The 13,236-nt window shown below is 49.3% G+C and carries 8 protein-coding genes and 1 pseudogene; 3 read left to right on the plus strand and 6 right to left on the minus strand.

Annotated features, from left to right (window positions below; translation table 11 throughout):
* From BLP55_RS17020 to BLP55_RS11065, 6 genes and pseudogenes are all read right to left on the minus strand, one after another.
* Positions 1-1,547 (minus strand): annotated as a pseudogene (locus BLP55_RS17020) (hypothetical protein); the annotation flags it as partial.
* 239 nt (positions 1,548-1,786) lie between these two features.
* Complete coding sequence (locus BLP55_RS11045; RefSeq protein WP_091143747.1) at positions 1,787-2,917, minus strand: hypothetical protein; 1,131 nt, start codon at positions 2,915-2,917, stop codon at positions 1,787-1,789.
* 175 nt (positions 2,918-3,092) lie between these two features.
* A complete protein-coding gene (locus tag BLP55_RS11050; protein WP_091143750.1) occupies positions 3,093-3,839 on the minus strand; it encodes a LytR/AlgR family response regulator transcription factor in 747 nt (248 codons plus the stop codon).
* Positions 3,840-3,843: 4 nt separating this feature from the next.
* On the minus strand, positions 3,844-5,640 hold the full coding sequence (locus tag BLP55_RS11055) for a tetratricopeptide repeat-containing sensor histidine kinase (protein WP_170826849.1): 1,797 nt from the start codon (positions 5,638-5,640) through the stop codon (positions 3,844-3,846).
* 310 nt (positions 5,641-5,950) lie between these two features.
* Positions 5,951-7,870, minus strand: coding sequence for a T9SS type A sorting domain-containing protein (locus BLP55_RS11060; RefSeq protein WP_170826850.1), 1,920 nt, complete (start codon positions 7,868-7,870; stop codon positions 5,951-5,953).
* 151 nt (positions 7,871-8,021) lie between these two features.
* Entirely contained in the window at positions 8,022-8,663 is a 642-nt protein-coding gene (locus tag BLP55_RS11065) for a 4'-phosphopantetheinyl transferase family protein (RefSeq protein ID WP_091143760.1), read from the minus strand.
* A gap of 244 nt (positions 8,664-8,907) precedes the next feature.
* On the opposite strand from BLP55_RS11065, the gene ahcY reads away from it, so the two are divergent.
* The 3 genes from ahcY (at position 8,908) to BLP55_RS11080 (ending at position 13,206) form a co-directional block, all read left to right on the plus strand.
* A complete protein-coding gene (gene ahcY, locus BLP55_RS11070; RefSeq protein WP_091143765.1) occupies positions 8,908-10,224 on the plus strand; it encodes an adenosylhomocysteinase in 1,317 nt (438 codons plus the stop codon).
* A 93-nt stretch (positions 10,225-10,317) separates the two neighbouring features.
* Positions 10,318-10,722, plus strand: a complete 405-nt coding sequence (locus tag BLP55_RS11075) for a hypothetical protein (protein WP_091143767.1) — start codon at positions 10,318-10,320, stop codon at positions 10,720-10,722.
* A gap of 480 nt (positions 10,723-11,202) precedes the next feature.
* Entirely contained in the window at positions 11,203-13,206 is a 2,004-nt protein-coding gene (locus tag BLP55_RS11080; RefSeq protein ID WP_091143771.1) for an endo-beta-N-acetylglucosaminidase, read from the plus strand.
* Positions 13,207-13,236 lie beyond the last annotated feature (30 nt).

A 13,236-nucleotide genomic window follows, 5' to 3' on the forward strand; every position in this document is an offset into this window, starting at 1 on the left:
GCCCAGGTAAATGTTTCGCAAGCCGATTCGGTCACCGTCGATGTTGTGGGCTGGTTCACGGTCACGTTCAGGTTGGCCGTTGTGGCATGCTGACCTTGGTCGGGCGTGAAGGTATAGGTTCCCGATGTCGTATTGTCGATGACCGCTGGTGACCAAGTACCCGAGATCCCGTTGTTTGAAGCTGCCGCCAAAGCCGGAGCCGTATCGCCTGCACAAATCGGAGCGATCGCATCGAATACCGGAACGGCCAATGGCGCCATCGATTGGTTGCTGTATTTGAGAATGATCGCGTTCTGCAAATTGTTACCGCCGATGAAAATCGAACTAAAATCGGCCGAAGCGTAAAACTGCGTAATGTTGTTGCGGTTGGCTGCCGTATTCGGGTGGTCGATGTCGTGCAGGATGTAACCGTTGTTGCCAAAAGTCGTGTCGAGCGTACCGTTTGACAGGAACCGCGCCATGACCAGATACGGAAATTGGTTCGCTTGTCCGGCTGTGGTCGTAACGGCCATACCCGCCAATAAAATCTTCCCGTCAGGTTGGACCAGGATTTTCCTGAAATCGGCTTTGGTCGTCGCATCGATGTCGAGTGAAACCACGAGCGTGCCCGCTGTCCCGAAAGAATTGGCGTTGCCGCCCGTCGGGGTAAATTTCTTGATGCTGGCGTAAGGTACCGCATTCGAGCCAAAATTGGTTTGTCCGCCGAGCATGTAGGTGTTGTTGTCCTGGTCGAAGGCCAAATCGTATTTCCATCCGTAGAACGACTCGTAGCTGTGCTGCAGTCTGATCGGTTGGCCTGTTGGCGCCACGATGGCGGCCGTCGTCTTGCGGTTGGATACAAACGACGACGAACTTTCGTAATACGCCGAATAGCCATAAATCACGGCATTCCCGTCGGGCCGTACCTTAATCCCGCTCGAAAATTCTTCGGTGTAATACCCAATCGAGGTTTGGCTGATGTTGATGCCCAAGGAATGTGAATTGAAGTTGTAGCTGCTGTCGTGCGTGCCGTCGGTGTTGTAGCGTCTGATGTAATAGTTGTTGTAGCTGCCGTAGGCCGTGCTCGAGTTGCCGCCGATAAAGATTTTACCGTCGGGCGATTTTTCAGAATAAATGTTTCCTTTGATGTCGGTGCCCACATTGAGGAAAACCCAACCTTGTCCGCCAGTGCCTAAAGTGGCATCGACCGTGCCGTCAAAATTGTAGCGCCCCATTGCGTAGTTGTCGTAGGTGCCTTTAGAAATCAATGTAATCTGGTTGTTTTCGACCGTAAAACTTTGATAATTGGTATAGCTCTGGACGATGTTGATCGCGCCGTCCACACCAAAAGTCGCATCGGGCAATCCGTTGGCGGTGAGTCGGTGGAACTTGCCGTTGTGGATGTAGATGGTCGTGCCATCGGGCTGTACGCGACGGTCGAGCGTCACGCCGTTGTCGGTGTTGAGCAAGACATAACCGTTGGTCCCAAAAGTGGTGTCGGCCGCGCCGTCCTGCGCAAAAATCAACTGTGAAAAAAGCGCGCAAAGCGCCAGGGTAATTCTTTTCATTTTTATCAACTTGTATTTTTCCTACTCATGGAGCTTTTCAGATTCCGCTACGCTACAATTAAGAGCGATTTGTTTTGTAAATGCTTTCCGAATAATTAGCGTGCAAACTTACAATGTTTGTATCTACAAATGTTTGCTTTTGCGTTAAGTTATCAACAGGTTTTGTAAGCGTCTTCGTTCAAACGCAAATGCTGAAAAATGATCCCGAACTCCTAAAAGCCCGGGACCAACCAACTAAATTATTTCACGAGTTTCATCCAGAAGTAGTCGTTCCAGCCCTCGATCAAACGGGTCGGATCGGTATTCTTGCTGCGGTCTTGCTCAGGAATTTGAACGATGCGCTTGTCTTTGACGTCAAAGTGGTATTGACGCGGCTTGGCTTCGCCTTCTACCGTCACCTCGACTTTGTAGGCGCCATCGGCAAGGGTCGCAAACTTGAGCGTTTCGTTGGGTTTGTCGACGAGTTTGAACGCGCATTGGTTGTCGCCCCATTCGGCTTGTCGGACCTGCGCGGCGTTCGGCCCGTTGCCGTAATGTTTCGCATAAGGCTTGCCGTCTTTGAGCAAACTGACGCTCCACTTGACTTTTTTGGTCGTGTTTTTGGCGTTGGCCGGATCGGGTTTGAATTCCTCGTGCGTGAGGTAAAAGCCAAAGAGCAGGTTGCCCGTATCGGCGTAGTTCATGTAGGCAAAGTTGTTCCATGGCCCGCGCGCCACATACATTTCGTTGGTCCCGGAATAGGTGTCGTTATTGGTCAGTTTGGCCACCTCGAAATCGAACGAGTAATACGTTTTGTCGCCTGCTACAAAATCCAGACGGTAATTGCCCGCGCCCCATTGCTTGAGGTCGATGTTGGTGTCGCCCACCCATTCGCCGTTCACTTTGTAGCGTGACGTAGGCGCGTTGTATTTGATTTTTTTGCCTTCGTCGAATTGCTGTCCGCCATCGTACTCAAAATACGTGATGAACTGGTCGCCTTTAAAGACTTTGACCTTGAGGTATTCTTCCTGGTCATAAATAGGGTCTACCTTGGCACCGCCCGCCTTGGTATTGGGTACAAAGGTTGCGGTGTAGTTTTCCAGACGCGTGCCACCGGTCAAAAAAACCTGTGTGCCGTAAAGCAACGAGCTGAACGTGACCGCCGGCGTTTGGTTGTACTGTCCCCAGTTGAGTTTGGCGCCGCTGCCCAATCCGCCTACCATTTTGCCTTTGGTCGCTTTTCCTACGACGCCCGTGGCCTTGACAACGTCGTTGGCCGTGCTCGCCTGGTCGGCGGCTTTTGAAAGTTTCCTGAGCAATTGTGCATTCGCCGATCCTATGCAGCAGAGTGCCAATGACGCTGCCATGATCGCATTTTTCATTTTTTTCATTTTTCTTGTTTAGGTTAATTTTTGCACGCCGAGTTGGTGGCGAACGTGCGTTGATGTTTGATTCGGAAGCGAAAGTAGCGCAAAAGCAAACGCCCGTTTTGACCAATGAACATGCGTTGGCCGCCACGGTAAATTCGTCGGGGTTGGATGGAAATTCGTTTTCGGGAAAAAAGGCCTACAGGTTCTCGAGCAAAATCAGGAATTCTTCCTTTTTACGCACCGACAACGGAACCACGTGTGCATTCTTCATCACGATGCGGTTGCCGCCCTCGGCCTTGACAAAATGATCAAAATAGGCCATGTTGATCAAATGCGATTGGTGCGTCCTGAAGAATTGGAACGGCACGAGCATGGTCTCATATTCCTTGAGGTTGGTCGAGACCACGAGTTGCGGCGCATTGACAAAATGAAAGGTGGTGTAGTTTTTATCGGATTCGCAGTGCACAATGTCCTGGATGTTCACCGAATAAATCCGATCGGCGGTCTTGAGCACGAGTTTTTGCAGGTTCTTGGGCCGTTCGAGGTTGGCGAACAGGTTGTTGAGTTTGAGCTCGACAAGGTCGTTGCCTATCGAGTCCTGCGCTTTTTGCACGGCCTCGACCAATTCGTCGGCCTGGAGCGGTTTGAGCAAATAATCGATGGCCGAAAAGCGAAACGCGCGGATCGCAAAATCTTCATAACCCGTGATAAAAATCACCTTGAAATCAAACGGACGCATTTTTTGGAGCAAATCGAACCCGGTACCGTCGGGCATCTCGACGTCGAGAAAAACCAAATCGGGCGACAATTTGTCGATGAGCCCAATACCCGACGCTACCGAATCGGCCTCGCCCACAATGACCACATTGGCGCAATGCGCCCTGATGATCCCGATGTTTTTCTTTCGGATCGCTTCGATATCGTCTATGACAACGGCTCGCATGGTTTTAGTTTTCGTAAATGTATGGGATTTCGAAACGCACTTTGGCACCCACGACGCTGGTTCCGTCCATGACGTTGTCGGTTTGTACGACAAAGTCCTTGTTCTTGGTGTAGTTCACCAACCGTTCCTTGGTGATGGTCATGGCCAGCGATTTGTGGTTGGTTTGCTTCTGTTGGCCGTCGAAACCCTTGCCGTTGTCGAGCACTTCGAACAACAGTTTGTTTTGCTCGAGGTAGAATCGGATGTTGACCATGCCGCCTTGGGCCTTGTTGTTGAGCCCGTGCTTGATCGCGTTTTCGATAAACGGCTGGGTAAGCATGGGCGGTAAAAACAGCGATTCCTGTTCGATGGCCTCTTCTACGGCTATCGTGTAATCGAATTTGTTGTCGTAAAGCAATTGCTGGATGGCCATGTAGTTCTTGATCATCTGGACTTCGTCGAAAAGCGAAATGTAGTTCTCGTTCGAGTGTTCGAGAATCTGGCGCGTGAGCGTCGAGAATTTGCTCAGGTAATCGACGGCCGAATCGGGTTTGTTTGCATAAATCAACCCCTGGATGTTCTCGATCGAATTAAAAATAAAATGCGGATTCATTTGCGTAATCAGCAATTTTTGCTTGATGTGGTTGCGTTCGAGCGCCGCGATGGCCTGCTTTTGTTTGTTGTTGCGGTAATAGAACCATCCGCCCAAAACGAGCAACAGCAAAGCCCCCGAAAGTGCGATGAGCCACGCATTCTTACGCGACTGTTCTTTCTCGGCATTGGCTTTTTGCAACGCGTTTTGTTTTTGGAGCAGTTTGTTTTTACTGACGACCTCGTTGGTTTGGTATTGTACCGACAAATCTTCGAGCGCCTCCATCTTGTCGCGGTTCATGATCGAATCGGAATAGGTCACGTACAGCTCATGGTATTCATAAGCCTTTTTGTAATCCTTTTTGAGTTTGTACAACGCGCTGAAATCCATATAAAGGATCCGCAAATCGTCGAGCGTATTGGTCACCTTGGCCAGTTCGAGCGCCTCCTTGAGGTATTTCTCGGCCAGGTCGTATTGCCCCGTCTCGATATAAAGTTCGCCCACCAACGTCCTGGTCGTCAAATCGATGACCATCATGCCCGGCCCGAGTTGTTCGGTAAGTTCCAGCGTTTTCAGATAGTAGTCGAGCGCCATTTTGTTGTTGCCCATTTCGTTGTAACAACGTGCGATATTGCCGTAAAGGTGTGGCAACCGGAAGATGTCGATCGGGATTTCGGGGGCGGTGTGTTCGGCCTCCGAGAACAACTTGAGCGCCGTCGGGTATTCCTTTTTGTCGACGTAGATCTTGGCGAGCTCGCTGAGCGCATCACGCAGTTGCGGGATGTTGTTGATTTTCCTGAAAATGGCGATGGCCGTCTTGAACGACTCCTCACTTTTGGCGTGGTCTGGTTTTAACGAATAACAACGTCCTATTTGCAAATAGCTGCGCCCGATAAAAAGACTGTCCTTCATTTTGAGCGAGGTTTTGAGCGCATTCGACGCATCGGAAAAAGCCGCTACATAATCGGCGGTTTGGTTGTGGAACGCCGAGGCAAAAAGGAATGTTTCGGCCAGGTATTTGTCGAGTTTGTTTTGCTTGGTGAACGCGATGTTTTTCTTGATGAACAGTTCGGCGTTCTCGGCGTCGCTGAGCCGCATATAGCTCACCGCTTTTCGCCAATAGGCTATCGCAATACCTTTGGCGTACTTTCTTTTTTGCGAATAGGCGATCACCGAGTCCATGCTCTTGATGAAATACTCGGGATCATTTTGCGCGTTCGCCCTGCCCAAAATCTCACTTACATAACTGGAGTCTTTGGGATTCGAAGCTTGGCTAAAAATGGGTTCGCAAACAAATAGAAGAACCGCAACTAAAAAAAACGTTCGGAAAAATTTTAGGGGCATGTGGCATTGTGCATTATGCGTCAAAAATAGACAATAAAACGCAAAGTTTGGTTTGTTCGGATATCCAAAACACAAAATAGTTGGATTTTCGCCACAACCCCGATCAAAAGACACGGACAACCGAACAAGGCCACAAATGGGCAAAAAAAATCCCAAACTCGTTTTAGAATTTGGGATTGAGGATAGTGTGCGTTTGCTATTTGAGCATCAACTTCTTGGAATAAGATGCTTCTCCAATGCCAACATTGAGAATGTACACCCCTTTTGGAAAACCCGATAGGTCGATGGTCTTGCTGTTTGTTTGGTGCAATATCACCCTACCGGACAAATCGACCACTTTTAAATCGATGTCGTTTGTCTCGGCGTGGGTCGCTACATGAAACTGTCCGTTCGATGGATTCGGATACACCACAACCGCGCTGGCATCAGACGTGAAACTGCCCGTTTCCAAAAGCCCTGAATTCAAAAACACTTTCCAGTAACGGCTGCTTCCGGTGCCAAAAGCGATGGCTTGGTTCGAAAACTGTTCGAATTCTACGGTTTGGGCCGTGACCACCAAGTCGGGTTTGTTATCGTTGTTCATGTCGAGGACGCTCCAGGTTTGATCGCCTAAATTCCCGCCGGCCGAATCGGCCAGTGCGTCGTAGCCGTAGTCGATCGTAGAATAGGTATGACCTCCTTGCGGAATAGGCCAATTGGCCGATGTCGTGGCGAATCCGGTGCCGTTGTTCAAAAACACTTTCCAATAGCGGTTGCTTCCGGTGCCGAATGCAGTGGCTTGGTCCGAGAAACCGGCATAGGCCTTGCGCTCTGCGGTGACCACCAAGTCGGGTTTGTTGTCGCTGTTCATGTCGAGGACACTCCAGGTTTGGTCGCCGATGGTACCTTCGGCCGAAGCGGCCAGCGCATCGTACCCGTAGTTGATCGTCGAATAGGTGTGCCCGCCCTGCGGGATGGTCCAATTGGTCGAAGTGGCATTGAAACCGCTGCCGGTGTTCAAAAACACTTTCCAATAACGATTGCTTCCGGTGCCGAATGCAGTGGCCTGGTCCGAGAAACCGGCATATGCCTTACGCTCTGCGGTGACCACCAGATCGGGTTTGTTGTCGTTGTTCATATCGAGAACACTCCAGGTCTGGTCTCCAATCGTGCCTTCGGCCGAAGCCGCAAGGGCGTCGTAGCCGTAATTGATTGTCGAATAGGTGTGTCCGCCCTGCGGAATAGGCCAATTGGTCGATGTCGTGGCGAATCCGCTGCCGTTGTTCAAATAGACTTTCCAATAACGGTTGCTTCCGCTGCCGAAAGCGATGGCTTGGTCCGAAAACTGTTCGAATTCGACCTTTTGGGCCGTGACCACCAGGTCGGGTTTGCCGTCTCCGTTCATATCCGAAACGCTCCAGGTTTGGTCTCCTAAAGAGCTGCCTGCCGAATCGGCCAGCGCGTCGAAGCCGTAATTGATCGTCGAATAAGTATGTCCGCCCTGTGGGATCGTCCAGTTGGTGGGCGTGGTATTGAAACCGCTTCCGGTGTTCCAATACACCTTCCAGTAACGGTTGCTTCCGGTACCGAAAGCGATGGCTTGGTTCGAAAACTGTTCGAATTCTACCGTTTCGGCGGTTACCACCAAATCGGGTTTGTTGTCGTTGTTCAAGTCGATGACGCTCCAGGTTTGGTCGCCTACCTGCCCTTCTGGCATGCCATACAACGCATCATAGCCGTAATTGATGGTCGAATACGTGTGGCCACCTTGTGGAATGGGCCAATTGATGGAGGTAGCGCTGAATCCGTTTCCGCTGTTCAGGTATACTTTCCAATAGCGGTTGCTTCCGCTGCCGAAAGCGATGGCTTGGTTAGAAAACTGTTCGAATTCTACGGTTTGGGCGGTGACCACCAAATCTGGTCTGCCGTCGCCGTTCATGTCCATGACGCTCCAGGTTTGGTCGCCTAAAATCCCGCCAGCCGAATCGCCGAGCGCATCGAAGCCATAATTGATCGTCGAATAGGTATGGCCTCCTTGCGGGATTGGCCAAGTGGTTGGTGTACTGCCGAAACCTTGGGAAAACAAATGGCCTATCGAAAGACAGGTAATCAAAGACAAAGTAATTTTTAATTTCATGTGGATTATGTGAATTAATGTGCAAATCATCGGGTGTATTAAACCGGCCCAAAAGTAAGGGAAAATTGAAAAAGAATGCTAAAGAATGTACAAGCGTCCCATTGCAAAGGATATTCGTCGCTGTTGAGCGGAAAAACGTTGGGCAAGAATCTTATGGCTTGGTGTTTTCGACCACATAGACCAACGTAAAGTTTTCGATTTCCTCGAAGCAGACCGAAAAATCAGCGGTGGTTTGGTTGAAACTCAAAATCGCATTTGCCTTTTGGTCATTGATTTCAAACGGCAACAAAGCGATATGGTCCTTAAAACTGATCCCGATTTCGTTGCGGACTTTAAAAATGGCTTCCTTGGTGCCCCAAATCACGGTAAGCTTTTGGATGTAATCGTCGGATTCGCGATTGAGATAGGTTTCTTCGAGCGGCGCCGTGAATTTGTCGGCGATGATCTTGATTTTTTCGCGTTGTTTTTCCATGTCGATGCCAATGTTTTGGTCGCTCAGTACAATGGCCGAAAATTCGTGCGAATGGGTAATGGAAATGTGGCGGCCGTCGTGCAGGTGCGGCTTGCCGGTTTGGTCGTAGTACAAATCGAAATCCGAATAGCCGACGTGCTGCAAGAGTTTGCGCACGCTCAAAAAGCCGCGGCGGTGCAGTTCCGATTTCATGCCCTGGAGCCGCAATTGGTTTTTTTCGTTGAGTGTAACTTGCGACAGCAGGTCGGACTCGCGCTCGGTGATTTTCCAGATGTGGATTTGCGTATGTGGGTCGTGGTGTATCGTGCGGTATAATGGCATGGACGTGCGGTTTGCGGAGGCCCTAGCCCCGATTGAAGTGTAAATCCTTTTTTGCCTTTCTTTAAGGCAGAAAAGATTGCAACGAAAAGCGGGAAATAGCTCCTAAAAAACAATCAAATACATCCGTTTGGCTTTCAAAAAGTTAGACGAGCGAATGTTTCATAAATTTCGGCAAACCCGTTTGATTTCAAAACGAAATCCGTAAATTTGCGCCAAATTTTTGACTAAATACAAATATACGATAATGAGTACAACGACAATGCCTTTCGTGGCGTACAAAGTAAAAGACATTTCCCTGGCGGCTTGGGGAAGAAAAGAAATTGAGCTTGCTGAAGCTGAAATGCCAGGACTCATGGCGCTTCGCGCAGAATATGGCGCGTCGCAACCATTGAAAGGCGCACGCATCGCGGGTTGTTTGCACATGACGATCCAGACTGCGGTTTTGATCGAGACTTTGATTGCTTTGGGCGCCGAGGTGACTTGGTCTTCTTGCAACATTTTCTCTACGCAAGACCAGGCTGCTGCTGCGATTGCCGCGGCTGGGATTCAAGTGTATGCTTGGAAAGGTTTGGATGAGGAATCATTCGACTGGTGTATCGAGCAGACGTTGTTTTTTGGCGAAGACAGAAAACCACTCAACATGATCTTGGACGACGGCGGCGATTTGACGAACATGGTTTTTGACCGTTACCCGGAATTGGTTCCTGGCATCAAAGGATTGTCGGAAGAAACCACGACTGGTGTTCACCGTTTGTACGAAAGAATGAAAAACGGCACTTTGGTGATGCCCGCAATCAACGTCAACGATTCGGTAACCAAGTCGAAATTCGACAACAAATACGGTTGTAAGGAATCGGCGGTAGATGCGATTCGTCGTGCGACCGATGTGATGTTGGCTGGCAAGAGAGTTGTCGTTTGCGGATACGGCGACGTAGGTAAAGGAACTGCGGCTTCGTTCCGCGGCGCTGGTTCTATCGTAACCGTGACTGAAATCGACCCGATTTGTGCGTTGCAGGCTGCGATGGACGGATTCGAAGTGAAGAAACTGAATACAGTTGTTGGAAATGCCGACATTATCATCACGACGACCGGTAACAAAGACATCGTTTTGGGCTCACACTTCGAGCAAATGAAAGACAAAACCATCGTGTGCAACATCGGTCACTTCGACAACGAAATCGACATGGCTTGGCTCAACAAAAACCACGGCGCGTCTAAAATCGAGATCAAACCGCAAGTGGACAAATACACGATTGCAGGAAAAGACATCATCATCTTGGCAGAAGGCCGTTTGGTGAACTTGGGTTGTGCAACCGGACACCCGAGCTTTGTAATGTCAAACTCGTTCACGAACCAGACTTTGGCGCAGATCGAATTGTGGAACAACAGCGCAAACTACAAGAATGAAGTTTACATGTTGCCGAAACACCTGGACGAAAAAGTAGCGGCTTTGCACCTGGCAAAATTGGGTGTCGAACTCGAGACGTTGCGCCCAGAGCAGGCAGAGTACATTGGCGTAGAGGTTGAAGGACCGTTTAAGCCGGAGTATTACAGATACTAAAATTAAATTCTTTTGATATTAAAAACCCTTGCAATTGTGTAAGGGTTTTTTGTTTGGAATTAGTAATTTTAAGCAATCAAAAAAATCAATCACATGAAAACAATCCTCAAAAATGCAGCCTTTGTTTTGGTTGGCGCGCTCGCGCTAACCGCCTGTAAAAAAGAAACCGTAGAAACCACGACCACCGATGTAGTAGACGGCGACACCACCGTAGTCACGACCACCACCACCGAAACCAACGGTATTGCCATCGAAACCGATTCGGCCAAGGCGCGCTGGGAGAAAGCCAAAGCCGATTTGAAGGAAGCCGTAGCCAAAGGCGACAAAAAGGCGCAGGAGGCCGCGCAAAAAACAGCCGATGAAGCCGAAGCGGCGTGGAACAAACTCAAGACCAACGTCAATGAAGAGGCCGACGCGACCAAGGCCAAACTCGACGAGGCCAAACAAGACCTTAAGCAAGGCTACAACGAGGCGCTTGAGAAAGCCAAGGCGAAATAATTTAGTTATCGTGTACTTAGAGCCGCAAGTTTGCGGCTTTTTTAGTTTTTAAGTTCGCTTTCTTGGGGAAATTATAGTTTTTATGTAGGGCGGGTATCGGTAAAATTTGTAGGTTGTCCCTAGTACGGGCAGGGGGAGTACGGTTTACCCCTAAAAAATAAAAACGAGATTGGGTTACAGAAAATCTGTAGTTTTTGTTAAAGACATCGGGCGCTTTTTTAGCGGATGCATTTTAAAAAAGTACAGATTTTCTATACCGGGTGTATTGGAAAAAATGGTAGCTTGTAGCCAGTAAGGGAAGGGGGAGTAAGGTTTACCCCTAAAAAAATAAAACGGGATTGGATTACAGAAAATCTGCCTATTTTGTTAAAAATGACGCACTGCCGAAATCTATAAAAGCCAATCAAATTTGCACGTCGTTTGCGCAAAATCGGCACAATCCTTTTCTTATATTTACGCAAACTACTAACCACCACTATTTTGAAACTACCCGTACTTCTTTCGCTTTTGTTTTGCGGCAACCTTTGTGCGCAAATCATCAACACCGCGCCGTATATTTTGACCGTCGACGAGCTCAAAGCGTGGACACAAAACGGCCCGACGGCTTCGACCGATTTGATTTCGACGGTGCCGCTTGCCACGCGTTTCACCAATCCTGCAACCCAATTCAATCCTTCGCTGACCAACGACATGCAGATTGCGTATTTGCCCGACGGGATGAACAATTTTGCCAATTATCACGGCGAGCAAAGCCAGTTTAACCTCTACAATTTTACGCATTGGGCATACATCGACAAACTCGTTTGGTTTGGCGGGACTTCGTCGCAAAGCATCCAATTGCCGTCGTCGCCGTGGACCAACGCGGCGCACAAAAACGGCGTCAAGGTGTTCGGCAACGTATTTTTTGCCCCGACGGCCTTTGGCGGATCGACCGCGACGTTGCAGAACTTTCTCGAGCAGGACGCGGGCGGGAACTTTATCGCTGTACCCAAGATGGTCGAGATCATGCAGTACTACCATTTCGACGGCTGGTTCGTCAACCAGGAAACCGCCACCACGGCTACAGTTGCTGGACTCATGCACGATTTCATGCGCGATTTGACCACCGCCGTAGAAGCCGTGGGCAAAGAAGTAATGTGGTACGATGCGATGCGACTCAACGGCGCCGTAGGTTGGCAAAACCGACTCAATTTGAACAACAGTCCGTTCGTTCAGGACGACGCCGATGGCGACGGGACGTTCGAAACCCGCGTGGGCAGCAGCATTTTCATCAACTTTTTCTGGGCGAGCAATTCGTTCCCAACCATGTCAAGGACACGCGCACAAACCATCGGACGTTCGCAATATGAAGTATTTACCGGGGCAGATATCTGGCCCAACCGCAATCAGGGCGACTTTTTGACGGGCGGCAATACCTTTATGGGTTATCTTCATGAAAACGCCACCACGCCTTTTACATCGCTCGGCTTGTTTGCGCCGAATTGCATTTACAACCATTCGATGTATTCGAATTTCAACAACGACGTGAACGACCATGCCGCTTTTTACGCCGCCGAAAACAAGATGTTTGCAGGCGCCGACCAAAATCCGGCTATTGTTGATGCGACAGGATGGAAAGGGTTTTCGAATTGGATTCCCGAGGCTTCGGTGATCAGTGGATTTGTCCCGTTCGCAACCAACTTTAACACTGGCCACGGCCTCAAGAAGTTTGAAAACGGGCTGGTGGTCTCCGATGCGCCATGGCACGACATGAACCAGCAGGATATTTTGCCTACCTGGCAATGGGCTTTTTCGCAAAGCGACGTCCTTGAAGCTTCATGGGATTTTGAACAGGCAACAGACGGCGGAAGCTCGCTTAAGATTACTGGAAGTTTACCCCAAGGAAACGGAATCGATTTGATGCTGTACAAAACCTACATTCCCGTAACGGGAACTGGTGCCACCACGACTGGAAATCTACTCTACAAGACCAATGACGTGGCGAACAACGGTGCCGTAAAAGTAATTCTGACCTTTGCCGATGCGCCTACGCAAAAGTATGAAGTCCCTGGCGCCGATCTGGTCACGCTCAACGGCTGGACCTGGAAGGAATTGGATTTGGGCGGCTTTGCCAACCGCGATATTGCAACAATTGGGTTGCGGTTTAGCGCGGCAAACGACATCGTTAATTTTCAGGCGAACATTGGTAGCCTTTTGTTCGACCAGGCTTTTCTTGGGACAAAAGACGTAGAATCAGATGCTAATTTTGTTACGGTAACTTATCCGAATGACAAAATCATGTTCGGCATCTACTGGCCGAACACCGCATCCGTCGATTGCGAAGTATATGATTTGCAAGGCAAAAATGTTCGGTCTAAAACCATCGAACTGGGCCAAGCCACCGAACACCAATTTGACCGGACAGGGCTTCGATCAGGTGTATACATCGTGCAATTCAAAGACCAGAAAAATACCGTCGTCACCAAAAAGATAGTCCTAAAATAGCGCTAAATTTAGAACCGATACAAATTATTC

Source organism: Flavobacterium caeni (assembly GCF_900101895.1).
Taxonomy (GTDB): Bacteria; Bacteroidota; Bacteroidia; order Flavobacteriales; family Flavobacteriaceae; genus Flavobacterium; species Flavobacterium caeni.